The organism is Brachybacterium sp. AOP29-B2-41, assembly GCF_052378395.1.
Classification (GTDB): domain Bacteria; phylum Actinomycetota; class Actinomycetes; order Actinomycetales; family Dermabacteraceae; genus Brachybacterium.
On sequence record NZ_JBQSXR010000013.1, the window covers coordinates 1 to 22,989 of the forward strand.

The 22,989-nt window shown below is 69.2% G+C and carries 20 protein-coding genes and 3 pseudogenes; 7 read left to right on the plus strand and 16 right to left on the minus strand.

The window, feature by feature from the left end:
• A partial coding sequence (locus ACT3T9_RS12880; RefSeq protein ID WP_444606740.1) for a hypothetical protein occupies nucleotides 1-518 on the plus strand: 518 nt, incomplete at its 5' end.
• Between the two features lie 12 nt (nucleotides 519-530).
• Here the strand turns inward: ACT3T9_RS12880 and ACT3T9_RS12885 are convergent.
• Nucleotides 531-2,291, minus strand: a complete 1,761-nt coding sequence (locus ACT3T9_RS12885) for an FAD/NAD(P)-binding protein (protein WP_444606741.1) — start codon at nucleotides 2,289-2,291, stop codon at nucleotides 531-533.
• Nucleotides 2,292-2,381: 90 nt separating this feature from the next.
• Here ACT3T9_RS12885 and ACT3T9_RS12890 point away from each other — a divergent pair, with 90 nt between their 5' ends.
• Entirely contained in the window at nucleotides 2,382-3,278 is an 897-nt protein-coding gene (locus ACT3T9_RS12890) for a hypothetical protein (protein WP_441444181.1), read from the plus strand.
• A gap of 21 nt (nucleotides 3,279-3,299) precedes the next feature.
• Here the strand turns inward: ACT3T9_RS12890 and ACT3T9_RS12895 are convergent, their stop codons facing one another.
• On the minus strand, nucleotides 3,300-4,580 hold the full coding sequence (locus ACT3T9_RS12895) for an MFS transporter (protein ID WP_441444182.1): 1,281 nt from the start codon (nucleotides 4,578-4,580) through the stop codon (nucleotides 3,300-3,302).
• A 118-nt stretch (nucleotides 4,581-4,698) separates the two neighbouring features.
• Between ACT3T9_RS12895 and ACT3T9_RS12900 the strand changes: the two genes are divergently transcribed.
• The 3 genes from ACT3T9_RS12900 (at nucleotide 4,699) to ACT3T9_RS12910 (ending at nucleotide 7,430) form a co-directional block, all read left to right on the plus strand.
• Nucleotides 4,699-5,385, plus strand: coding sequence for an ArsR/SmtB family transcription factor (locus ACT3T9_RS12900; protein WP_441444183.1), 687 nt, complete (start codon nucleotides 4,699-4,701; stop codon nucleotides 5,383-5,385).
• 88 nt (nucleotides 5,386-5,473) lie between these two features.
• Nucleotides 5,474-6,457 (plus strand): 2,3,4,5-tetrahydropyridine-2,6-dicarboxylate N-succinyltransferase, encoded by a 984-nt coding sequence (dapD, locus tag ACT3T9_RS12905; RefSeq protein ID WP_444606763.1) that lies wholly within the window; start codon nucleotides 5,474-5,476, stop codon nucleotides 6,455-6,457.
• A 22-nt stretch (nucleotides 6,458-6,479) separates the two neighbouring features.
• The gene (locus ACT3T9_RS12910; protein ID WP_441444184.1) at nucleotides 6,480-7,430 is read left to right on the plus strand and encodes a hypothetical protein; all 951 of its coding nucleotides are present in this window, start codon (nucleotides 6,480-6,482) and stop codon (nucleotides 7,428-7,430) included.
• A gap of 66 nt (nucleotides 7,431-7,496) precedes the next feature.
• Here ACT3T9_RS12910 and pflA read toward each other — a convergent pair whose 3' ends face one another.
• The 6 genes and pseudogenes from pflA to fdxA form a co-directional block, all read right to left on the minus strand.
• Nucleotides 7,497-8,348, minus strand: a complete 852-nt coding sequence (gene pflA / locus ACT3T9_RS12915; RefSeq protein WP_444606742.1) for a pyruvate formate-lyase-activating protein — start codon at nucleotides 8,346-8,348, stop codon at nucleotides 7,497-7,499.
• Nucleotides 8,349-8,352: 4 nt separating this feature from the next.
• A pseudogene (locus ACT3T9_RS12920) lies at nucleotides 8,353-8,532 on the minus strand (glycine radical domain-containing protein); the annotation flags it as partial.
• Nucleotides 8,533-8,672: 140 nt separating this feature from the next.
• Complete coding sequence (locus ACT3T9_RS12925; protein WP_444606743.1) at nucleotides 8,673-10,799, minus strand: pyruvate formate lyase family protein; 2,127 nt, start codon at nucleotides 10,797-10,799, stop codon at nucleotides 8,673-8,675.
• A 207-nt stretch (nucleotides 10,800-11,006) separates the two neighbouring features.
• Nucleotides 11,007-12,359, minus strand: a complete 1,353-nt coding sequence (locus tag ACT3T9_RS12930; RefSeq protein ID WP_444606744.1) for a citrate synthase — start codon at nucleotides 12,357-12,359, stop codon at nucleotides 11,007-11,009.
• A 55-nt stretch (nucleotides 12,360-12,414) separates the two neighbouring features.
• On the minus strand, nucleotides 12,415-13,614 hold the full coding sequence (dapC, locus tag ACT3T9_RS12935; protein WP_444601459.1) for a succinyldiaminopimelate transaminase: 1,200 nt from the start codon (nucleotides 13,612-13,614) through the stop codon (nucleotides 12,415-12,417).
• Between the two features lie 3 nt (nucleotides 13,615-13,617).
• Entirely contained in the window at nucleotides 13,618-13,947 is a 330-nt protein-coding gene (gene fdxA, locus ACT3T9_RS12940) for a ferredoxin (protein WP_441444190.1), read from the minus strand.
• Nucleotides 13,948-14,108: 161 nt separating this feature from the next.
• On the opposite strand from fdxA, the gene ACT3T9_RS12945 reads away from it, so the two are divergent.
• Complete coding sequence (locus ACT3T9_RS12945) at nucleotides 14,109-14,381, plus strand: putative acetyltransferase (RefSeq protein ID WP_441444191.1); 273 nt, start codon at nucleotides 14,109-14,111, stop codon at nucleotides 14,379-14,381.
• On the opposite strand, the gene ACT3T9_RS12950 is transcribed toward ACT3T9_RS12945, so the two are convergent.
• From ACT3T9_RS12950 to ACT3T9_RS12985, 8 genes and pseudogenes are all read right to left on the minus strand, one after another.
• A complete protein-coding gene (locus ACT3T9_RS12950; RefSeq protein ID WP_444501738.1) occupies nucleotides 14,320-14,907 on the minus strand; it encodes a CDP-alcohol phosphatidyltransferase family protein in 588 nt (195 codons plus the stop codon). The two genes, ACT3T9_RS12945 and ACT3T9_RS12950, sit on opposite strands and share 62 nt — an antisense overlap.
• Nucleotides 14,908-14,911: 4 nt before the next feature.
• Nucleotides 14,912-15,352, minus strand: a complete 441-nt coding sequence (locus ACT3T9_RS12955) for a hypothetical protein (RefSeq protein WP_441444193.1) — start codon at nucleotides 15,350-15,352, stop codon at nucleotides 14,912-14,914.
• 4 nt (nucleotides 15,353-15,356) lie between these two features.
• Nucleotides 15,357-17,279: a translational GTPase TypA gene (gene typA / locus ACT3T9_RS12960; RefSeq protein WP_441444194.1), complete on the minus strand. Its 1,923-nt coding sequence runs from the start codon at nucleotides 17,277-17,279 to the stop codon at nucleotides 15,357-15,359.
• A gap of 93 nt (nucleotides 17,280-17,372) precedes the next feature.
• Complete coding sequence (locus tag ACT3T9_RS12965) at nucleotides 17,373-17,924, minus strand: hypothetical protein (protein WP_444606745.1); 552 nt, start codon at nucleotides 17,922-17,924, stop codon at nucleotides 17,373-17,375.
• A 1-nt stretch (nucleotide 17,925) separates the two neighbouring features.
• Nucleotides 17,926-18,312, minus strand: a complete 387-nt coding sequence (locus ACT3T9_RS12970) for a hypothetical protein (protein WP_444606746.1) — start codon at nucleotides 18,310-18,312, stop codon at nucleotides 17,926-17,928.
• A 4-nt stretch (nucleotides 18,313-18,316) separates the two neighbouring features.
• Nucleotides 18,317-20,155: a dipeptide ABC transporter ATP-binding protein gene (locus ACT3T9_RS12975; RefSeq protein WP_444606747.1), complete on the minus strand. Its 1,839-nt coding sequence runs from the start codon at nucleotides 20,153-20,155 to the stop codon at nucleotides 18,317-18,319.
• Nucleotides 20,152-20,619, minus strand: a pseudogene (locus tag ACT3T9_RS12980) (ABC transporter permease); the annotation flags it as partial. The pseudogene ACT3T9_RS12980 and the gene ACT3T9_RS12975, both read right to left, overlap by 4 nt.
• A 69-nt stretch (nucleotides 20,620-20,688) precedes the next feature.
• Nucleotides 20,689-20,850: pseudogene (locus ACT3T9_RS12985) on the minus strand (ABC transporter substrate-binding protein); the annotation flags it as partial.
• A gap of 440 nt (nucleotides 20,851-21,290) precedes the next feature.
• Between ACT3T9_RS12985 and pgi the strand changes: the two are divergent.
• A complete protein-coding gene (pgi, locus tag ACT3T9_RS12990; protein WP_441444197.1) occupies nucleotides 21,291-22,988 on the plus strand; it encodes a glucose-6-phosphate isomerase in 1,698 nt (565 codons plus the stop codon).
• The last annotated feature ends 1 nt before the right edge of the window (nucleotide 22,989 follow it).

Here is a 22,989-nt window from a genome sequence, read left to right on the forward strand (position 1 = left end):
TGCTGGTCCAGTGGTGCTGGCGCCGGCTGATCGCACGGCGACGGGTGACGGTGCTGATCGACTGGGCCGCGGGGCGGGACGGGCAGCTCGCACGCGGGCTGCCGCCGGTCGGGACCGTCGATGCGCCCTCCCTCTGGGAGAGCCGAGCCGCCCGGTCCGTCATGGCCTGGACGACGGCGTTCGGCGGGCTCCTGCTCGTGATCCTGGCGTGGGACGCCTGGCCCGGGTTCTCACGGGCGATCGCCGATGGGAGGGCGCCGGGCTGGGAGGAGCTCGAGGTCGAGAGTTTCCTCCTCTGGCCTGCGCTGCTCATCACGGTGCTCGGCGCCGCGTATCTCCTGGGGCGGCGTCCGATGCGCATGATCGTGGGCCGCCGTCGACACGCTCTGGAGTGGCTGCCGACCTCGGATCATGCCCGGCCGGATGACGACGAAGACGATGCTGATGAGGCTGCTGAGTGGGATGACTCGGACGACTCAGAGGAATGGGACGACACAGAGAGCCTCGACGACGAGTAGGTCACGCAGCGCTCAGTCCTCGGCGAGCGCTCCGCCGGCCCGGGCCAGCCTCAGCGCGATCGCCTCGGCATGGCGCAGCAGCTGGGCGCCGGTGCCGGGCTCGGCGGTGATCGAGGAACCCGGCTGGGCGGTGCTGACGGGGACTCCGACCAGGAGCCTGCGTTCGTAGACCGTGCCATCCACCCCGACCGGCGCATACAGACCATCCACGGCGATCGAGCCGGTGAGCATCCGGCGCCGGGTGCCGCGGGAGGCCCAGAAATCCTTCTGCGCCTCCCCCCGCTCGCGCCAGGCGCCCAGCAGGGCGCTGCGGTAGGCGGGCAGATCCACCGGCGGCAGGTGCGCCTCGAGCACCCCGTCGCACAAGGTGGTCTCACCCTCGGCGCCGTGCACCGCGAAGCGGCCCGCCTCGTCGTCGATGTCCAGGTGCATGCGGGGGCCGGTGAACTCCAGCAGTCCCGCCTCGGCCAGGGCGAGCACCTGCCGTGCCCGCAGCACGGGCGGGCCCGAGGCCCAGGAGGCGAAGGCGTTGCGCAGATGGCCGTCGATGTCCTGCCGTACGGACTCGGTGGTGTAGGCGCCGAGATCGGTGAGCCGGTTGACCTGGATCCGCAGGGCGATCAGCACCCGATAGATCAGCACCCAGGCGGGATCGGGCTCGGCCGCGGCTCGCAGCGCCTCCTCGAGCACCTCCCGGGTGCTGCGCGCGGGATGCGGGTTCTCTCCCCCGCGTTGGCCGAAGGGGAACAGCAGCGGGAGCAGTGCTTCGTCGCGGGCGAGCTCGGGGAATCCGCCTCTGTGCAGTGCTCTGCGCAGCTCCGCGAACATCAGCGGCATCACGTCGTGCTCGTGGTCCACGCCGGCGGCGCGCACTGCGAGCTCGAGCACCCGCTCCCCCGTGAGCACCTCGGGAAGGTAGGGCTCGGGCATCTGCGCGCCGAGATCGGGCTTGGGCCGGTAGACCATGCCGGAGCGGGAGCCGACCACCAGGAGCGGCTCGCCGCCCCCGGGCACATAGCGCAGGCCCGACGGGGCGGTGTGATCCGACTCGAAGCGGCCGCCGGCAGCGGCGGTGAGCATCCCGATCGCGTCGTAGAAGTTCAGGCCCATGCCCTGGACGGCGACGGCCTCCCGTCCCAGCAGCGAGGCGTAGTCCACCTCGAGCGGGTTCGCGGGACCGAGATGGACCAGGCCGTGACGCTCCGCGGCGTCGGCCAGCTGCTGCGAGCGGGGGCTGAGCGCGGTGGGAAGGTGCCCGAGCGCGAGCGCGACCGCGTCGGCGCGCAGCACGCGCCCGTCGGACAGCCGCACGCGCTGTGGCCCGTCAGCCTCCCCGGTCACGTCGACCGCTTCGGCGGCGTGCTCGACGATCCGCAGCCGGGCGGGATCGGCGTCGGCCTTCGCCGTCTCGAGCACATGGGCGAGGTAGCGGCCGTGGGCTGCGCGGGAAGCGAAGTCAGTGGGCGCGAGCCCCTCACCGGCGAGGTGGTCTGCGAGAGTCTCTGTGCGTGAGGCAGGGAGCACCGCGTGGCACGATTCGTCGGGGTACATCGTGGTCTGGCGGGTGGTGGTGTTCATCAGCAGCACCTCGGACTGGTCGTGCCGCCAGACCGCACCGCCGCGCCCCACCAGCGGGTCGATCAGATGCACCGTGAGCGCGCCGCGCCACTCGGAGCTGGTCGAGGCCGCGACCAGGCGCTCGATGATGGCGGTGCCCCGCGGTCCTGCCCCGACGACGGCGACGGTACGGACGGGATCGGTGGCTGCGGTCATCCCTCAAGTATGGCGCGGCCAGCACACGGCTCTGGACGAGATTCCGTCCTCATGGCCCCTGCGGGTCCGCCGATCTGGGACCATGTCGGCATGTCCACTCCCGCGCCACCGCCGAGGCACCTGCCGCGATCCGAGCCGGCGAATCCCAGCGGTCCGTTCGGCGGGCGTCAGGCTGCGAGGCTCCGGGCGATCGTCAATGCCGATCTGCTGCCCGAGGAGCGCGCTTCGGCCGACGCACTGGTGATGACCGCCTGGCTCACCACCGCACAGCGGGCGCAGTACGCGCCGTCACTGCGCGCCGGCCAGCACACCGAGGAGTTCGTCCAGCGCCTCGCCGATGAGCGCCGGGTGGTGCTCGAGGAGGGCGCCGATCCGGTCGCCGATGAACTCGACTCTGCGGCCCAGGCCGAGCAGGACGCCCGGCAGCTGCCGCTGCGGCTGGTCGAGGCGGTGCTGCTGCTGGTGGTGCTGGGGTGCTTCGTGGCCACGGTCGTGCTGAGCATCCGCTCCGAGGGGTCCGGGATCTCGGATCGTCTCCCGGATCAGGCGCTGCCGCTGCTCGGGACGCTCGTCGTGGCCGCGCTGCTCGCTGCGATCATCGGGAAGATCGCGACCCTGCGACGGGACCGGATCCTGCTGGACTGGGCGGCCTCGCGCCCCGGACAGCTCGGCCGGGGGCTGCCGCTGCGCCGCCCGCTGCAGGGCGAATCTGCCGGACCCGCGCTCGTGCAGGCCCTGGGCCCGGCCCTCCTGGTCGGCGCCGGAGTGCTGGCGATCGTCAGCGGAGCGGCGATCCTGCTGATCACCCTCATGCTCGGAGACGAACAGGGACTGGGCGAGTACGCACCCTGGATGCTCGGGGGCGGGGTGGTCGCGCTGGTCGCCGCGGTGCTCACGATCTATCTGCGCCATCGTCGGCTGCTGAAGGTGGCCCGTCGCGCGCGGGCCGCGGAGTGGATCGGGCAGACCTCCGAGCTCGACGCCTGACCGGTCAGGGAGCCGACGCCGTCACTCCTCAGCGGCCAGTCCCTGTTCGCGGGCATAGCTCTCCCACTGCCCGGCGACCGGGATCCGGCGCAGATCGCGTCCCAGCAGCGAGATCAGCGCCCCCAGCAGGGTGATGCTCGCGAACATCAGCATCGTGGGCAGGGGCCCGACGACCTCGAGGCCCCAGCCGGCGAGCACTGGCCCCAGCGGCATCAGCCCCATCGAGACCAGGCCCATCAGCGCACCGATCCGCCCCTGCATCGCCACCGGGGTGAGGTGCATGAAGAAGCCTTGCGTCGCAGCGTTCAGCGGGGCCAGGCCGAGTCCCATCAGCGCATACGCAGCTGCGATCCAGAGCATCCCCGGGGCGAAGGGGATGAATGCCCCGACCATGGCCATCAGCAGCAGCGGCGTGATGACCACCGCCCCGGTGGGAACTCGGTCCACCAGGCGCGGTGCGGCGATGGCTCCGAGCAGAATCGACGCGGCAAGCACCGTATTCAACAGGCCGATCCGCGCCGCTGACACACCCCCGGAGGCGAGGTTCAGCAGCACTGCGAGGATCAGACCGTTCAACCCGAGGTTCACAGCGACGGCGACCCCCATCAGCTGCAGGCGGATGCGCTGGGAGAGCACCCAAGAGACGGCCTCGCGCAGCTCATCCCGTACTCGGGTCGGTGGCGAAGGCTCAGTGCGGGGGTAGTACTTTCCGCGCATCGAGAGGGTGGCGAGGACGGAGCCGAGATTGCCCAGCAGCTGCATGAGCGGCGGGCAGAGAATCGACAGGCCCAGCAGCGCGCCGCCGAGCGGGCCGGCCCCCATCTCCACTGCGGCTTCGCGACCTTCGTTCACCGCGAAGGCGCGGGGCAACAGGGCCGGCGGCACGATCTGCTTGAGCATCGCGTTCGAGGCACTCCCGAAAAGGGTCCCTCGGAGCCGATCCGCGAACGCGAGGGCGGCGAGCGTGATGAAACTCCCCCACCCTGCCGCGAGCACCGTGATGAGCACGGCCTGCACCACCACCCCCGTCACCCCGGCGAGCAGCCGTAGGCGCCGCCGCTCGTAGCGGTCCGCTAGCAGCCCGCCCGGAATCATCCCGACCAGGACCCCCAGACCCTGTACGAGCCCCACCAGCCCGGTCGCACCGAGTGAGTCCGTGACCATCAGGGTGATCAAGGGGAAAGCGAACGTCCCGATCCCGGCGCCGAGGTCGAGGCAGAGGTCCCCCACCAGCCAGCGGTGGTACTCGAGGTTCGCACGCAGTGTCGGCGTCGGCGCGGGCGTGGCGGCAGTGGTCGTCATGACCGGAACGTTACTTACACAAGACATGGTGCGCAATAGATCTTGCGCAAGTGATGTTGTGCAAGATCTCTAGCGCACGGGCCAGTGCGCATCACGCGATTCTCCGTAGACTGCGGAGATGAGCAGCGACGCGCCGACGGGCGAGGACGAGAGGACACCGCTGGTGAGCTCGGCAAAGCCGGAATACGCGACCCGCGACCAACTGCGGGCGATGGCCCATCCTCTGCGTCTGGAGATCATGGAGCGGGTGGGTCGCAGGGGCACCGCCCGCGCCGCGGATATCGCCGCCGATCTCGGTCTTCCCGCCAACTCGGTGAGCTACCACCTGCGGATCCTGGCGCGCGGAGGCGTCATTGAGGACGCGCCGGAGGCTGCCCGTGATCGGCGTGACCGAGTATGGCGCCTCGCTCAGACATCCTTCAATCACGGTGGCAGCAGCGCTCGCTCCGTGAATGACCCCGACAGCACTGACACGGAGTACCTCGCCGCGTCCGGAGCCACGGCCCTGGCCGCCTTCGAGTGGATGCGTTCGGCCTTCAGTGCCGAGATCGCCCGCTCCCGGGCCGAGGATGTGTCCCCGGAGGACGGGCTGGGAACCATGCACGGCACCTCACTGCGCCTGTCCAGGGAGCAGATGCGTGAGCTGAATCGCCTGGTCTCCACGAAGGTTCGGGAGTACAGCCAGCTGAACCGCGATGAACACGACGCAGACATCCTGGGCGATCCCGATTCCGACGGTGTCGCATTGACGTTCCGGGTCCTCTGGGCGGCCGTCGGAGAGCAGTCTCCAAAGCGGGATAAGTAGCCTGCACCTGAGTGTGCTTTTCACCCCGCCGCGTGGTTGCGACGGGCATTCCACGGTGCATGCTTCGTAGACTCTCCCCGTGACTACGCTGCCGACGTCCTCCCCCGCCACCCACGCCTGGGGCATCGGCCTCAGCACCCTCGCCGCGGACGGTTCCACCCTCGACACCTGGTACCCCGCCCCGCAGCTGGGAGCGGTTCCCGAGGCTCCTGAGAGCCACCTTCTGCATGCCCAGCTGAGCTCCGCAGCGCGCGCTGACGAGGTCCGCGGCACCGCCCAGGAGGCGGTGGTGCGCGTGATCGAGCTCGCTGCCGCCCCGATCGACGCCGCCGACGCCTACCTCCGCCTGCACCTGCTCTCCCACCGGCTCGTCCAGCCCAACGGCCAGAACCTCGACGGACTCTTCGGCGCGCTCACCAATGTGGTGTGGACGACTGAGGGGCCCTGCGCCGTGACCGGCTTCGAGGAGACCCGCCTGCGCCTGATCTCCGCAGGCCGCACCCCCACCGTGCTCAGCGTCGACAAGTTCCCCCGGATGGTCGACTACGTCATGCCCACCGGCGTGCGCATCGGCGACGCGGACCGGGTGCGCCTCGGCGCCCACCTCGCCGAGGGCACCACCGTGATGCATGAGGGCTTCGTGAACTTCAACGCCGGAACCCTGGGCGCCTCGATGATCGAGGGCCGTATCTCCCAGGGCGTCGTCGTGGGCGACGGCTCCGACGTGGGCGGCGGCGCCTCCACCATGGGCACCCTCTCCGGCGGGGGCACCGAGCGCGTCAGCATCGGTCGCCGCTCCCTGCTGGGCGCCGAGGCCGGTGTGGGCATCGCGATCGGCGATGACTGCGTGGTCGAGGCGGGGCTCTACCTCACCGCGGGCACCAAGGTCGAGGTCATCGGAGAGGCGGGCACCGTGGGGGAAGGGATGGAAGGGGCCCACGTGGTCAAGGCCCGTGACCTCTCCGGTGTGCCCAACCTGCTGTTCCGTCGGAATTCGCTGAGCGGAGCGGTGCAGGCGGTGGCCCGGAAGGGCCAGACCGTCGAGCTCAACGCCGCCCTGCACGCGAACTGACGGCGGACCAGGAGCACCCGGGATGACGGCGCGCGCCGGACGGCGAGCACGGGGTCGGAGCCGGTCTCTTGCCCGCCATCTCGTGGTCCCGCTGGTGATGGTGCTGCTCTTCGCGGGTATCGCGGGCGGCAGCTATGTCGCGCTGCAGCGCTACGGCTCACCCGCCCATGAGGGCACCTGCGTGGCCGCCGGGCTCGGCACCACCCATCGCTACAGCACGGAACGGGTCGCCAACGCCGCCCTCATCAGCGCGACGGCCGTGGACCGGCAGCTGCCGCCGCGAGCGGCGTCGATCGCTCTGGCGACCGCCTATCAGGAGTCGCAGCTGCGGAACATCGACTACGGGGACCGCGATTCACTGGGACTGTTCCAGCAGCGGCCCTCGCAGGGCTGGGGCACCGAGGCGGAGATCATGGACCCGATCTACTCCTCCAACGCCTTCTATGACGTGCTGGAGACGATCCCCGACTACCAGAGCGCCGACATCAACGACGTCGCCCAGGAGGTCCAGCGCTCGGGCCATCCCGAGGCCTACCGAGATCACGAGACCGAGGGACGGCTGTACGCCTCGGCGCTGACAGGGCAGAGCGGCGCGAACCTGGTGTGCACCCTCGACTCCGTCGGCTCCGTCGTCTCCCCCGAGCAGGTCCGCGAGGAGCTCGCACGCCAGTTCCCCCGCGCTCTCGGGTCCGGCCGGGTCACCTCGACCCTGGCCGCGGCCTCCGGCGCGGCACCGCAGCTGCCGGCCGACGCCGGAGCGACCGCGTTGGTGATCGATCCGGGCGGCGACGACGCGATCGGCTGGGCCCTCGCGAACTGGGCCGTCGCCCGCGCGGCCGACGACGGCGTGGTCCAGGTGTCCTACCAGGGACGGGTCTGGGATCGCTCGCTGCGCGGGGACGAGGCGGCGAGCTGGACCGCGACCGGCGGCGGCGCGACAGACCGCGTGGTGGTGCTGGTCAGCGGGCGCTGAACCGGCTGCGCAGAGCGTGATGCGCGTGCATGGCCTGCGGTGCGGACTGTACGCGCCGCGCCAGCCTCAGTGCACCGTGAGCCCGCGGGCGCGGAACTGGCCCCGCACCCGCTCCATGACCTCCCGACTGGGCGGCTGAGCATCACGCAGCCTGTACTCCATCCCGAGCGTGTCCCACTTGTCCTGGCCCATGTTGTGGAAGGGCAGCACCTCGACCCGCTCGATCACGTTCTTCCAGCGCTCCACGATGTCCGCGACCTTCTCGACGTTGTGCTCGCCGTCGGTCCAGCCGGGCACCACTACGAAGCGGAGCCAGATCGGGATGCCGCGGCGTGCGAGCCGGTCCCCGAAGTCGATGGTCGGCTGCAGCGTGCGGCCGGTGAGCGCCTGGTAGGACTCCTCGCTGCCGGACTTCACGTCCAGCAGCACCAGGTCGACATCATCGAGGAAGGCGTCGGACGCGACCCCGCCCAGGTAGCCGGAGGTGTCGATTGCGGTGTGGACGCCCATCTCCTTCGCCGCGCGCAGCACCTTCCCGGCGAAGGCGGGCTGCATCAGCACCTCTCCCCCGGAGAGGGTGAGCCCGCCGCCGGACGCGGAGAACACGCGCCGGTAGCGGCGGATGCGGCGCACGATCTCCTCCAGCCCCACATCCTGCCCGCGTCGCATCTCCATCGTGTCGGGATTGTGGCAGTACACGCACCGCAACGGACAGCCGGCGAAGAAGAGGGTCAGCCGCGTGCCGGGTCCGTCCACCGCGGTGACCAGCTCCCAGGAGTGGAGGGAGGCGACCTGGCCCTTCCTGACCGCGGTCAGCCGATCGGATCTCTCGAGCTCGACCTCAGCCATGCCCTCGATCCCCGCACCGGTGCGCCGGTTCCGGGCGGGTGTGGCCAGCAGGTCAGCGCTCTGCTCCATGCCCTCAGGCGCCCTGGTGGAAGGTGCGGTCCAGCACGTCCAGCTGCTGCTCACGGGTGAGCTTGACGAAATTGACCGCATAGCCGGAGACCCGCACGGTGAGGTTCGGATAGTCCTCCGGCCTCTCCATCGCATCGACCAGGGTGTCCTTGTTGAGCACGTTGATGTTCGCGTGGAACAGACCTGATTCCATCTTGTTCTTCGCACGGTTGGCCTTCATCGAGGCCAGGCGTTCGGCGTAGGTCGTGACGGGGCGGGTGGTCATGGCTGTCTCCTGAGTGGTGGTGGAGGAGTTGGCAGTGGCGGTCCGGTTGGCTCGGGTGGTCACTGCTCCCCCATCTCTTCATCCATCACGAAGCCGGCGTCGAGGATGCCGACCAGGTTGGTGACCTGCTCGCCCTTGGTACGACCCAGGCCCTGCGGGGTGATGGTGTTGGTCAGCGAGATGCCGTCGAGGGCATCGTGGTAGTCGAGCTTGCCGACGCTCAGCATCGAGGCGACCATTCCGTGGGTGTCGGCCCCGTTCGCGGGGTTCGCTCCAGGAGAGAAGGGGGTGCCCGCGCGGTGGCCGGAGGGGAAGGACCCCGTGGCCTTGCCGTAGACGACGTTCGAGGTGATGGTCAGCACCGACTGGGTCGGGATCGCCTCGCGGTACATGGGGATCGCGGTGATCTTCTGCATCACCGTGTGCACGATCGTCGCGGCGATGTCGTCGGCGCGGTCGTCGTCGTTGCCGTAGCGGGGGAAGTCGCCCTCGGTGAGGTAGTCGACCACCAGCCCGGTCTCATCGCGCACCGGGGTGACCTTCGCGTGCTTGATCGCCGAGAGGGAGTCCGCGACGATCGAGAGGCCGGCGATGCCGCAGCCCATGGTGCGCACGATCTCGCTGTCGTGCAGCGCCATCTCCATCGCCTCGTAGGCGTAGCGGTCGTGGCTGTAGTGGATGATGTTCAGCGCCTCGACGTAGGTGCCCACCACCCAGTCCAGCATCTGTTCGTACCGGTTCCAGACCTCGTCGAAGTCCAGCGGGCCGTCCCCGGAGATGGGTGCGAACTCGCGCTCGGTGGTGATCTGCTTCCCGGAGACCTCGTCGCGGCCGCCGTTGATGGCGTAGAGCAGCGCCTTGCCGGCGTTGACCCGGGCGCCGAAGAACTGCATCTGCTTGCCGACCTCCATCGGCGAGACGCAGCAGGCGATCGCCGCATCATCGCCCCAGCGGTCACGGATCTGCTGATCGGACTCGTACTGGATCGAGGAGGTCTCGATCGAGATCGCCGAGCAGAACTCCTTGTACCCCGCCGGCAGCTCGGGGTCCCAGAAGATGGTGATGTTCGGTTCCGGGGCGGCTCCGAGGTTCCGCAGGGTCTGCAGCAGCCGGAACGAGGTCTTGGTGACCTGCGCGCGGCCGTCGGCGGAGAAGCCGCCATCGGACCAGGTCGCCCAGTAGGGATCGCCGGAGAAGATCTGGTCGTAGTCGATCGTGCGCAGGAAGCGGACGATGCGGAGCTTGATCACGAGCGCATCGATGTACTCCTGGGCCTGCGACTCGGTGATCGTGCCCGCGGCGAGGTCCCGCTCGACGTATACGTCGAGGAAGGCGGAGAGGCGGCCGATGGACATGGCGGCGCCGTCCTGGCTCTTCACTGCGGCGAGATAGGCCATATAGGTCCACTGCACGGCCTCCTGCGCGTTCGCGGCAGGGCGGCGCAGGTCCAGACCGTAGGACTCCCCCAGTCGCATCAGCTTCTTCAGTGCCCTGATCTGCTCGGAGTGCTCCTCGCGGTAGCGGGCCCAGTGCTCAGAGAAGGGCTGGTCGGCCACCGCATCCTTGGCGCGCTGCTTGTCGGCGATGAGGAACTCGGCGCCGTACAGGGCCAGGCGGCGGTAGTCGCCGATGATGCGGCCGCGCCCGTAGGAGTCCGGCAGCCCGGTGATGATGTGGCTCGAGCGGGCGGCGCGGATCCGCGGGGTGTAGATGTCGAAGACGGCGTCGTTGTGGGTCTTGCGGTACTGGGTGAAGATCTTCTTGACGTCCTCGTCGACCTCCTTGCCCGCTTCCTTGATGGCGGTCTCCACCATCCGCCAGCCGCCGGCGGGCATCATGGCGCGTTTGAGCGGCACATCGGTCTGCAGGCCGACGATCACGTCGTCGTCCTCGCTGATGTAGCCGGCAGGGAAGGCGTCGACGTCCGCGGGGGTATGGGTGTCGACGTCGTAGACGCGGCGACGGCGCTCCTCGGAGAGATAGTGAGTCTCGAGGTGGTCCCGGACCCGCAGCGTCTTCTCGGTGGGGCCGGCCAGGAACGAGGCGTCCCCGCCGTAGGGGGTGTAGTTGCGCTGGATGAAGTCGCGCACCTCGATCCGCTCCTGCCAGGGACCGGGGGCGAAGCCGTCCCAGGCGTCCTGGCCTGCGGCCTCGGTGCCGGGGCGATCGGTGGTGGCAGTCGTCATCGGGTCCTCCTCGCTGGGCGGAAGGGCCTCGGCACTGCGGGCCCTTCACGGATGTCTTCAGGCTAGGGCGAGGAACGCTGCGGGAGCGGGCGGAAGGTCCCGACGAGAACGCCCTGACCATCGACGCTCCTCACGGGGAGGGGTCGCACGGTCAGGGCGCTCACGTGCGGGCGGTCTCGGGAGACCGGTGACCTCAGAGGCGAGGGATCAGCCGCGCTTCTCGATGTCGGACTGGAGGGCGGCCAGGCGCAGCTCGCTGGTGCCGGTGCGGTCCTCCATCGCCGTGTAGTCCCGCTCGGCATGGCCGGTGTAGATCTGGCGGGGGCGACCGATCTTGGTCTCCGGGTCGTGGACCATCTCTTCCCACTGGGCGATCCAGCCCGGCAGGCGGCCGATGGCGAACAGCACCGTGAACATCTCCGTGGGGAAGCCGATCGCCTTGTAGATCAGGCCCGTGTAGAAGTCGACGTTGGGGTAGAGCTTGCGCTCGACGAAGTAGTCGTCCTTCAGCGCGATCTCCTCGAGCTGCATCGCCAGCTCGAGGCGGGAGTCGTTGACACCGAGGCGCTCGAGGACGTCGTCGGCGATCTTCTTGACGATGCGGGCGCGGGGATCGTAGTTCTTGTACACCCGGTGGCCGAAGCCCATCAGCCGGATGCCGTCCTCCTTGCGCTTCACCTTCTCCATGAAGTCGCCCGGGTCCATGTTCTCGGCCTGGATCTGGTCGAGCATGTCCATCACCGCGGCGTTGGCGCCGCCGTGGGCGGGACCCGAGAGCGCGCCGATCCCGGCGGAGATCGAGGTGAACAGGTTCGCCTGGGCGGAGCCGACGAGTCGGACCGCGGAGGTCGAGCAGTTCTGCTCATGGTCGGCGTGCAGGATCAGCAGCTGCTCCATCGCGCGCACCACGACCGGGTCGGCGATGTAGTCCTCCACCGGGAACCCGAACGTCAGGCGCAGGAAGTTCTCGATCAGCGAGAGCCGGTTGTCGGGATAGAGCAGCGCGTGACCCTGGGCGATGCGATGCGCGTAGGCAGCCATCGTGGGCATCTTCGCGAGCAGCCGCACGGCGGAGATCCGCACCTGCTCCTCGTCGAAGGGATCCAGCGAATCCTGGTAGAAGGTCGACAGCGCCGAGGTGCCGGCCTGGAGCACAGCCATCGGGTGCGCATCGCGCGGGAAGTTGTCGAACATGCGCTTGAAGCGCTCATCGAGCAGGGTGCGGTGCTCGACCTTCGCTTCGAAGTTGTCGAGCTGGCCCTTGGTGGGCAGCTCGCCGTTGATCAGCAGGTAGGAGACCTCGAGGTAGCTGGACTTCTCCGCGAGCTGCTCGATCGGGTAGCCGCGATAGCGCAGGATCCCCTCGTCGCCGTCGATGTAGGTGATCGAGGACTTGGCATTCGCGGTGTTCATGAAGCCGGGGTCGTAGGTGACCTCACCGGTCTCCTTGCGCAGGGGGCCGATCGCGATGCCGGAGTTCCCCTCCACTGCGGGGACGATCGGGAGATCGAGGGTCTTCTCCCCCAGGTTGAGCTGAGCGGACGTCGTCGTGTGATCCATGGGCTCTCCGTTGTGCGTGGTCGGATCGGTACGGCGCGCAAGGGCGCCGGAGGTGTCAGAGGCGCTCGAGGCGCCGGGCGGCGGCAGCGATCCGCTCATCGGTCGCGGTGAGGGCGACCCGGACGAAAGTCCCGCCAGCAACACCATAGAACATCCCAGGGGCCACCAGAACACCGCTGTCTGCGAGGCGCTGGACACTGGTCATCGCGTCCTCGCCGAAGGTGGTCCAGAGGTACAGGCCAGCCTGGGAACCGTGGATCGTGCCGCCTGCAGCCACCAGCGCGGGCTCGAGCACCGCGCGACGAGCGCGATAGATCTCACGCTGCGCAGCCGGGGCACGATCATCACCGAGAGCCGTGACCATCGCCGTCTGGAGCGGGCCGGGGAGCATCATCCCGGCCTGCTTGCGCACCGCCACCAGCTCGCCCACCAGAGCGGGGTCGCCGGCCACGAAGGCCGCCCGGTAGCCGGCGAGGTTCGACTGCTTGGACAACGAGTACACGCACAGCAGCCCGTCCAGCGAGCCGCCGTTCACTCGCGGGTCCAGGACCGAGGGCACCTCGTCCACGGTCCAGGGCAGCAGCGCGTAGCACTCGTCGGAGGCGACCACGATCCCGTGCTCCCGCGCCCAGGTGACGATCGCCGCCAGCTGGGCCACGTCCAGCACCTCACCGGTGGGGTTCGACGGCGAGTTCAGCCACAGCAGGCGGATCCGCGCGGCGGCACCCGGCTCCGGCAGCGCGGCATCCCCGTATGCCGCCAGGGCAGCGAGGTCCAGCGGCATCGACTCCGCACCCACGAACCGAGCGCCCATGTCATAGGTGGGATAGGCGATGTGCGGGAACGCAACTGCCTCCCCAGGGCCGATGCCGAGCTGGAAGGGCAGGTGCGCCACCAGCTCCTTGGAGCCGACGGTGGGCAGCACGCCCTCGACGCCGAGAGAGGCGGGGGCACCGCGGTGACGATGCACGAAATCCACGATCGCCTCCCGCAGCGCGGGGGTGCCGATCGTGGTGGGGTAACCGGGGCTGTCCGCGGCGGCGGCGAGGGCCTGCTGCACGGAGGCGGGCGTCGGATCGACGGGGGTGCCGACGGAGAGATCGACGATGCCGTCCGGGTGGGAGGCGGCGCGCTGCTTCGCCGGGGTCAGGGCGTCCCAGGGGAATTCCGGCAGCCGCGCGGCCAGACTGCGACGGGCTGCCGGAACGGTAGGAGATGCGGAGACGGCAGGAGATCCGGAAGACGGAGCGGCCACGGCTCAGGCCAGGGGGTTCGGCTGCAGCGGGAGGGCTTCGATGATGGGGTGGTCCTTGTCGATCACACCCATCTTCGCCGCACCGCCCGGGGCGCCGAGATCGTCGAAGAACTCGACGTTGGCCTTGTAGTACTCGGCCCACTGGTCCGGGGTGTCGTCCTCGTAGTAGATCGCCTCGACGGGGCAGACGGGCTCGCAGGCTCCGCAGTCCACACACTCATCGGGCTGGATGTAGAGCATCCGGTTGCCCTCGTAGATGCAGTCCACGGGGCACTCGTCGACGCAGGCACGATCCTTGACGTCGACACAGGGCAGAGCGATGACGTACGTCATGAGCGGCTTCCTTCCGTCGGAGACTCCCCCATTCTGTCATCCCGCCTGCGCCGCGTGCCCTGCGACGAGGCGGCGGGCCACGGAGGTGATGGGACGCACATCCGGCGATCGACACCGGCCGAGCTGACGGCAGCGGCAGCGGCAGCGGATAGCCTCGAGTGATGGCTGAGCATGATGATGACCGGGTCCGCGCCGGTTGGGCGCCCTTCCTCCAGGACGGGCGGCGCGTGGTGCTGCGCTATGCGATCGACCGGGAGTCGTCCCCGCATGGGGAGTCGATGAGCGATGCGCTGGGGACGATCCTCGCCACCGACGAGCTGTCGGTGGAGGTGATGACCAAGCGTGGCGCGATGACAGTGCTGCGGGCGTTGGTCATCGCGGCGAAGGAGGTTCCACCGCCTCCGGTGCGACGGCGGGGGCCCGCCGCGCCCTGAGGATGTAGTCGATGCCTGAAGCCGTGTGCAGCACGACCCCGATCCAGAAGAGCACCTGCGCGGCGGGCACCAGGGACGGGGCCCAGGCAGCGGCCGCCACCAGCAGGAATACAGAGCCCATCAGCACGAAGGTGCGGATCTTGCCGAGCCAGGAGACGGAGATCCGGCCGCCCAGGGCCGCCTGGGTGGCGAGCACGACCATCGCCACGTCGACGATCAGGATGATCGCGAGCGCAGCCCAGGGCAGCAGGTCGGCGACAGCAAGGCTGAGCACGATCGCGACCAACCCCACCCGGTCGGCGATCGGGTCGATGATCGCTCCGGTGCGGCTGGTCTGGTCCAGTGCGCGGGCCAGCAGCCCATCGATCCAGTCGGTCGAGGCCCACACCAGCAGCAGCACCACCGCGAGGGTGTCGGGACCGTCCAGCAGCAGCAGGCTCACGGGGCCCAGCAGTGCGAAGCGCAGCAGCGTGACCAGGTTGGGGATCGTCGCCCAGTCAGGTCGGGGGCGCTTCGGAGCGGTCATCTGCTCAATTTGCCCGAGTACGGGCCCTGCGCACAAGGGTGATCAGGCCTGCGATCAGGAAGGGGATCACGAGGCCGAGGCCCTGGACCACCCAGCCGGAGTACTGGGGCTCGGTGCCCAGCATCGCCGGCATCAGCACGCCGCCGCCCAGGCCTTCGCCCAGGAACGGCATCGCCAGCAGGCCCCACAGGCTGCCGAGCACCAGCAGCGGGAGCCGCGACCCGGTCGCTGCCCACAGGAACACGCTGGTGACCACTTGGAACAGCGCCCCGAACAGCAGACCGACGGGCAGGCGGAGACCTGCCACCGGGAGCTCCACCCGGTGGAGGGTGATCATCAGCAGCACCGAGACGATCGCGAGCACCACAGCCATCGCGGCCTGGGTGAGCCGGGCGGCGAGCGAGGTGGTGTCCACTCGCCGCACCGGCTGCTGCTCGACGGTCACCAGGTCACTTCCCCGACTTGGCCTTCGACGTCGCACGACGACGCTCGTTGGCATCGAGGACCACCTTGCGGATGCGCACGACCTCGGGGGTGACCTCGACGCACTCGTCCTCGCGGGAGAACTCGAGGGACTCCTCGAGGGTCAGGCGGCGCGGTGGCACCAGGTTCTCGAAGGAGTCCGACGACGCGGCACGCATGTTCGTCAGCTTCTTCTCCTTCGTGATGTTGACGTCCATGTCCTCGTTGCGGGAGTTCTCCCCCACGATCTGGCCGGCGTACACCTCGGAGGTGGGCTCGACGAAGAAGGAGCCGCGCTCCTGGAGGTTGATCATCGCGAAGGGGGTGACGCTGCCGGCGCGGTCGGCGACCAGGGAGCCCGTGGCGCGGAACTCGATGTTCCCCATCCACGGCTCGTAGCCGTCGTTGTAGGAGGCGGCGATGCCATTGCCGCGGGTCTCGGTCATGAACCGGGTGCGGAACCCGATCAGGCCGCGCGAGGGCACCACGAACTCCATGCGCACCCAGCCGGAGCCGTGGTTGCTCATGGTCTCCATGCGGCCCTTGCGGGACGCCATCAGCTGGGTGACGGTGCCGAGGTACTCCTCGGGGACGTCGATGGTCATGCGCTCCACGGGCTCGTGGGTCTTGCCGTCGATCTCACGGGTGAGCACCTTCGGCTTGCCGACGGTGAGCTCGAAGCCCTCGCGGCGCATCTGCTCGACCAGGATCGACAGCGCCAGCTCGCCGCGGCCCTGCACCTCCCAGGCGTCGGGGCGCTCGGTGGGGAGCACCTTGAGGGACACGTTGCCGACCAGCTCGGCTTCCAGACGGTCCTTGACCTGGCGGGCGGTGAGCTTGTGGCCCTTGCCGTTCTTGCCGGCCAGCGGGGAGGTGTTGATGCCGATGGTCATCGAGATCGCCGGATCGTCGATGGTGATCAGCGGCAGGGGCCGCGGATCGTTCAGATCCGCGAGGGTCTCGCCGATCATGATGTCGGGGATGCCGGCGACGGCGACGATGTCGCCGGGGAGGGCGGCGCGGGTCATCGGCTCGCGCGAGAGGCCCTTGGTCTCCAGCAGCTCGGTGATCTTCACCTGCTTGGTGGTGCCGTCCTGGACGCACCAGGCGACCTGCTGGCCCTTCCTGAGCTCACCGTTCTTGATGCGCAGCAGGGCGAGGCGGCCCAGGAACGGGGACGCGTCGAGGTTGGTGACGTGCGCCTGCAGCGGCACCTCGTCGTCGTAGACCGGAGCAGGGATCTGCTCGAGGATGGTCTTGAACAGCGCTTCGACGGTCTCCTCCTCGGGGAGGGTGCCGTCGGCCGGCTTGGTGATCGAGGCGCGACCGGCCTTGCCGGAGGCGTAGACCACGGGGACATCGAGGACGGCATCGAGGTCGATGTCGTCCATCTCCTCGGAGAGGTCGGAGGCCAGGCCCAGCAGCAGGTCGGTGGCCTCACCGACGACCTCGTCGATACGGGCGTCGGGACGGTCCACCTTGTTGACCACGAGGATCACCGGCAGCTTCGCGGCGAGCGCCTTGCGCAGCACGAAGCGGGTCTGTGGGAGGGGGCCCTCGGAGGAGTCCACCAGCAGCACGACGCCGTCGACCATCGACAGTCCACGCTCGACCTCGCCGCCGAAGTCGGCGTGGCCGGGGGTGTCGATGACGTTGATGGTGATGCCGTCAGGCTCACCGATCTCCGCAGCCGACGGTCCGACGTAGCGGATCGCGGTGTTCTTCGCGAGGATCGTGATGCCCTTCTCGCGCTCCAGCTCCCCGGAGTCCATCGCCCGCTCACCGTGGTTGTCGTGATCGGAGAAGGCGCCGCCCTGGGTGAGCATGGCGTCCACCAGAGTGGTCTTGCCATGGTCGACGTGGGCGACGATCGCGACGTTTCGCAGGTCGGTACGGTGCTGGAGAGTCATACGCGGAAGCTCATTTCGGGTTGCGCTGCGGGCAAAGGCCGAGCAGCGCCCGGTCGCACTGCAGGTGCGACCCGCTCCAGGGCCTTAGTGAGTCTATCTGCCAGCGGCCCGCCCGCCAGGGGGTGGGAATGAGACGTTCGACGCCATCGCACCGATTGCCAGGGTCAGCGGCACAGCCAGCACCACCCCGAACACCAGCGAACCGATCATCGGCTGGGAGAAGTACGACGGAGGTGTCTCCCCGGCCACGTACGCCCTCACCGTGATCCCTGGCTCGTAGAAGAACTGGCCGGTGAACAGGGTGGCGAGGAAGATCCAGGTGACCGCCACGGCGACAGGATCGGCGATCAGGAGGGCGCCCGCGAGCAGGTGCTGGGGGCTCCGCGCCCGGCCCTGGCGGGCTTCTATGCGGCGGGCCTCTCTGGGGCGAGCCTCTCTACGGCGGGCCTCTCTGGGGCGAGCCGCTCCATGGGAGGCACCTGCGTCCAGCGATGCCTCGGCCTCGAACCCTGCCCCTCGCTCCTCCGGAACCTGTGCCGCACGAGCCTGGCCGGCGAACAGGGCGATGAACATTCCACCGAACCCGAGCACCAGGACGGCCAGGGTGATCGCGACGACCTCCCCCTTGAGGAGCACGCCGACCATGTCACCGCCCGTGCACCAGAGCTCCACACAGCATCCCGAGCCCCGTCCCGGCCACGATCCCGGCCGCCCGCCGGAGGCTCATCCATCGCACCAGCACGGGCCAGAGCAGATGGATCCCGAGCGTGATGTCAAGCTCGAGGACGAGGCCGCCCAGGAACCCGCCAGGCGTGTGGTGGGAGGTCCTGGGGCTGGGCGTGTGGGACCAGGCTGCACGCCTGGCCCGCCGCATCCGTGCGTCACGCTCCTCCTGCTGGGTCAGCGGCGGGATCATCTCCCCCAGCCCGCCACCAGCGGCCCGGCGGGCTCGCGCCCGCGCAGCCTCGCGGGCGATCGCGTCATCGGTGTCGTCGGGCTCGCCGGGCAACCGGTCAGAGCTGAGCGACCTCATGCTCTCAGACGTGTCCGGCGCTCGCGAAGGGGTCGATCGGGCCGTCGTCGATCTGCGGGCCGTCAGCCTGCTCGTCGTCGGCGTCGACCTCGGGGGCCTCCACAACGATCGTCTCCGAGCCCGCGAGCGGGATGGAGCCGCCGGGGATCGCTGCGAGCAGTCGCTTGGTGTACTCCTGCTGCGGGGAGTGGAAGACCTCATCGGTGGTGCCCGGCTCGACGACCTTCCCCTTGTCCATGACCAGGGTGTTGTCCGCGATCTGGCGGACCACCGCCAGATCATGGGTGATGAAGAGGTACGTCAAGCCCAGCTCGGCCTGCAGGTCGTTGAGCAGCTCGAGCACCTGGGCCTGGACCAGCACATCGAGCGCGGAGACCGCCTCGTCACAGATCACGACCTCAGGATCCAGGGCGAGGGCGCGGGCGATCGCCACGCGCTGGCGCTGGCCGCCCGAGAGCTCGTTGGGGTAACGACGCATCATCTCCGCCGGCAGCGCGACCTTGTCCAGCAGGTCGCGCACCTTCGCCTCACGGCTCTTCGCATCCCCGATCCCGTGCAGCCGCAGCGGCTCCTCGATGGTGCGGAAGATCGAATACATCGGGTCGAGAGTGCCGTAGGGGTTCTGGAAGATGGGCTGGACCTTGCGGCGCAGGGTCTTCAGCTCGGCACCGCGGTACGTCCGTACGTCCTGCTCTTCGAAGAGCACCCGGCCCGACGTGGGCTCGAGCAGCTTGAGGACCATCTGGGCGACGGTGGACTTGCCGGAGCCCGACTCCCCCACGATCGCGGTGGTGGTCCCCCGCTCGATCTCGAAGGAGACCTTGTCCACGGCGGTGAACGGCGTGGACTTCCACGGCACGTTGCCACGGATCGGGAACTCCTTGGTGAGCTCCTCGACCTGGATCACCGCATCGGTGCCCCCGGCGGCCCCGGAGTGGGCGACCGCCTGCTCCTGCGCCTGTTCGCGGATCTCGACCCGCTCGGTCGCCGAGACCAGGCGCCGGGAGGCGAGCGAGGGGGCAGCGCTGATCAGACGCTGGGTGTACGGATGCTGCGGATTCTGCAGCAGCTGGAGCGCAGGCCCGGACTCGACGACCCGACCCTTGTACATGACCACCAGGTGCTGGGCCCGCTCTGCGGCCAGCCCCAGATCGTGGGTGATCAGCAGCACCGCAGTCCCGAGCTCCGCGGTGAGGGTGTCGAGGTGGTCGAGGATCTGCTGCTGCACCGTGACGTCGAGGGCGCTGGTGGGTTCATCGGCCACCAGCAGCTTCGGCCGTGCGGCGAGACCCATCGCGATCAGGGCGCGCTGCTTCATGCCGCCGGAGAACTCGTGCGGGTACTGCCCGGCGCGGCTGGCGGCATCGGAGAGGCCCGCCTCCTCGAGCAGCTGCACGGAGCGGGCCCTGGCCTCGGCCCCCTTCGCGATCCCGTTGGCGACGAGGGTCTCTCGGATCTGGGAGCCCACCTTCCACATGGGGTTGAGGTTGCTCATCGGGTCCTGCGGGACCAGGCCCACCTGGTCCCCACGCAGCACCCGGATCTCCTTCTCGGAGACATGGGTGATGTCGCGGCCCTCGAAGAGGATCTGCCCGCCGGTGATCGAGCCGTTCTCGGCCAACAGGTGGGCGATCGCCATGGCGGTCGTCGACTTGCCCGATCCGGACTCGCCGACGATCGCGACGGTCTCTCCCGGGTACACCTCGAGGCTCGCGCTGCGCACTCCCTTAACCGGACCGCTGGAGGTGGTGAAGGTGATCTCGGGATCACGGGTCTCCAGCAGCGGCTGGTCGCGGTTCGCGGGGGCTCCGGCCGGGGTCGGGTTCATGGAGGTCGTGGTCATCGCTTCCTCGCTTTCGGGTCCAGGGCGTCGCGCACGGCGTCGCCGAGCATGATGAAGCTCAGCACGGTGATCGCGAGCGCGAGGGAGGGATAGAACAGCATCGACGGCTGGGTCCGCAGCGCATCCCGCGCGGCGGAGATGTCACCGCCCCAGGAGACGGAGCTCGTGGGCAGCCCGACGCCGAGGAAGGACAGGGTCGCCTCGGCCACGATGAAGACACCGAGGTTCACGGTCGCGGTGACGATCACCGGGGCGATCGCATTGGGGATCACGTGCTTGAGCAGCACCGTCGAGCTCGAGGCTCCCAGTGCCACCGAGGAGGTCACGTAGTCCTGGCTCTTGGTCGAGATCACCGCGCCGCGCATGATGCGGGCGACGTTAGTCCAGCCGAAGACGCTCAGCACGCCGATCACCGTCCATGTGTTCATCTCGCCCAGCCTGGTCGCGACCACGATCGCGTAGCCCTCGATCGGCTCGAAGAAATACTGGCCGAGCTGCGCGTTGGCGGCGTTCGCGCCGTAGTTCCAGGCGTTGACGAAGTCCTGCGCGGTGACCGGGGTGGAGCCATCCGAGTACGTCAGGCCCTCACGGATCTTGATGGTCCAGTTCTGGTTGTCCTCGGTCTCGATGGACTCCGCGAGGTCGTTCTCGGCGGAGCCGTCGGCCGTGTAGTAGACGAGCCCGGCGAAGAGCATCACGATGATGCGCCCGCCGCCGACCTCGCCGGTGTTGGTCGGGATCAGCGGGTTCTCGGGCTCGGTGGTGTTGGCGTAGATCGGCTCGCCGGTCCCACCGCCCGCACCGCCGTCGCTTCCTCCGCTGCCCCCGCCGGTCCCCCGTCATCGCTTCCGCAGGCTGCGAGGGTCAGGGCGGCGGCACCGGTGGCGGCGGTGCCCATCATCATTGATCGGCGCGAGATGGCCCTGGAAACTCCTGTGATTGCTCGAGAGCGTGGGCCGCACATCCATGCGCGGTCCTATCCAGTCTGCACCAGCAAATGTCAACTGCATTCCATGTGCTGGTAACACTTCGGTCTCGGCACTGTGCTGCGCATCTGTCCAGGCCTCAGGGAACACCCATGGGAACACCCGGCAGGGGCTCCGCAGGATCTCTCCCCGCAGTGTTCAATGGCCATATGACTGTTCCTACCTCGCCCGCTGCCCCCATCGACCCCACCTCCACCGACGCCTGGGCCGAGCTCGAGGCGCACAACCTCGAGCTCGAGGGTTCCCTGCGCGAATGGTTCGACACCGATCCGCAGCGCGCCGAGCGCTTCACCCACGACGCCGCCGACCTCCACGTCGACCTCTCCAAGAACCTCCTCACCTCCACGACCATGGACCTGCTGCTGCAGCTGGCCCGCGAGGTCGGCGTCGAGGAGCACCGCGACGCGATGTTCGCCGGCGCCCACATCAACACCACCGAGGACCGCGCCGTGCTGCACGCCGCCCTGCGCCGCCCCGCCGGCTCCTCCCCCTCCCTCGAGGTGGACGGGCAGAACATCGACGAGGACGTGCGCGGCACCCTCCACCGGGTCTACGACTTCGCGGACAAGGTCCGCTCCGGGGAATGGACCGGCGTGACCGGCAAGCGCATCGAGACCGTCGTCAACATCGGGATCGGCGGCAGCGACCTCGGCCCGGTGATGGTCTACGAGGCGCTGAAGCCCCTCGCCCAGGACGGGCTCGAGGCGCGGTTCATCTCGAACATCGACCCCACCGACGCCTACGCCAGCACGCAGGATCTCGACCCCGAGACCACCCTGGTGATCGTCGCCTCGAAGACCTTCACCACTCAGGAGACGCTCACCAATGCGCGCCTGGTGCGGCAGTGGCTGCTCAGCGGCCTGCGGGAGAACGCGGGGCTCACCGCCGAGCAGGAGCAGGAGGCCGTGGCCAAGCACTTCGTCGCGGTCTCCACTGCGCTGGACAAGGTCGAGGCCTTCGGCATCGATCCCGAGAATGCCTTCGGGTTCTGGGACTGGGTGGGCGGGCGCTACTCGGTGGACTCCGCGATCGGCACCGTGCTCGCGACGGTGCTGGGCCCGGATGTCTTCGAGGAGCTGCTGGCCGGGTTCCACGCGATGGACGAGCATTTCCGCACCTCGCCGGCGGCGCAGAACGTGCCGCTGCTGATGGGCCTGGTGAACGTGTGGAACGTGAACTTCCTGGAGGCGGAGACCCACGCGGTGCTCCCCTACTCCCAGTACCTGCACCGCTTCCCCGCCTACCTCCAGCAGCTGACCATGGAGTCCAACGGCAAGTCCGTGCGCTGGGACGGCTCCCTCGCCACCACCGAGACCGGTGAGGTCTTCTGGGGCGAGCCCGGCACCAACGGCCAGCACGCCTTCTACCAGCTGATCCATCAGGGCACGCGGCTGATCCCGGCGGACTTCATCGCCTTCGCGACCCCGAACCATCCGCTCCAGGACGGCGACCAGGACGTCCATGAGCTGTTCCTGGCGAACTTCTTCGCCCAGACCAAGGCGCTCGCCTTCGGCAAGACCGCCGAGGAGGTGCGCGCCGAGGGCACCGAGGGCGCGCTGGTCGCGGCCCGCGAGTTCTCCGGCGACCGCCCGACCACCTCGATCATGGCGCCGAAGCTGACGCCGTCCGCGCTGGGCCAGCTGATCGCGCTGTATGAGCACATCACCTTCGTGCAGGGCGTGGTCTGGGGCATCAACTCCTTCGACCAGTGGGGCGTGGAGCTGGGCAAGCAGCTCGCCAAGGGCCTCGCTCCGGCAGTCGCCGGGGATGAGCAGGCGATCTCCGCGGAGGACGCCTCGACCGCCGGGCTGATCCGCTACTACCGCGAGCAGCGCCAGCAGGGCTGAT

Coding starts and splice junctions, on each gene's coding strand:
- ACT3T9_RS12950 (WP_444501738.1), bottom strand. CDS start 14,907: ATGACCGCTCCGAAGCGCCCCCGACCTGACTGGGCGACGATCCCCAAC.
- ACT3T9_RS12970 (WP_444606746.1), bottom strand. CDS start 18,312: ATGAGGTCGCTCAGCTCTGACCGGTTGCCCGGCGAGCCCGACGACACC.
- ACT3T9_RS12885 (WP_444606741.1), bottom strand. CDS start 2,291: ATGACCGCAGCCACCGATCCCGTCCGTACCGTCGCCGTCGTCGGGGCA.
- ACT3T9_RS12895 (WP_441444182.1), bottom strand. CDS start 4,580: ATGACGACCACTGCCGCCACGCCCGCGCCGACGCCGACACTGCGTGCG.
- ACT3T9_RS12945 (WP_441444191.1), top strand. CDS start 14,109: ATGGCTGAGCATGATGATGACCGGGTCCGCGCCGGTTGGGCGCCCTTC.
- ACT3T9_RS12965 (WP_444606745.1), bottom strand. CDS start 17,924: ATGGTCGGCGTGCTCCTCAAGGGGGAGGTCGTCGCGATCACCCTGGCC.
- ACT3T9_RS12930 (WP_444606744.1), bottom strand. CDS start 12,359: ATGGATCACACGACGACGTCCGCTCAGCTCAACCTGGGGGAGAAGACC.
- pflA (WP_444606742.1), bottom strand. CDS start 8,348: ATGGAGCAGAGCGCTGACCTGCTGGCCACACCCGCCCGGAACCGGCGC.
- ACT3T9_RS12910 (WP_441444184.1), top strand. CDS start 6,480: ATGACGGCGCGCGCCGGACGGCGAGCACGGGGTCGGAGCCGGTCTCTT.
- fdxA (WP_441444190.1), bottom strand. CDS start 13,947: ATGACGTACGTCATCGCTCTGCCCTGTGTCGACGTCAAGGATCGTGCC.
- ACT3T9_RS12975 (WP_444606747.1), bottom strand. CDS start 20,155: ATGACCACGACCTCCATGAACCCGACCCCGGCCGGAGCCCCCGCGAAC.
- ACT3T9_RS12890 (WP_441444181.1), top strand. CDS start 2,382: ATGTCCACTCCCGCGCCACCGCCGAGGCACCTGCCGCGATCCGAGCCG.
- ACT3T9_RS12925 (WP_444606743.1), bottom strand. CDS start 10,799: ATGACGACTGCCACCACCGATCGCCCCGGCACCGAGGCCGCAGGCCAG.
- ACT3T9_RS12900 (WP_441444183.1), top strand. CDS start 4,699: ATGAGCAGCGACGCGCCGACGGGCGAGGACGAGAGGACACCGCTGGTG.
- typA (WP_441444194.1), bottom strand. CDS start 17,279: ATGACTCTCCAGCACCGTACCGACCTGCGAAACGTCGCGATCGTCGCC.
- pgi (WP_441444197.1), top strand. CDS start 21,291: ATGACTGTTCCTACCTCGCCCGCTGCCCCCATCGACCCCACCTCCACC.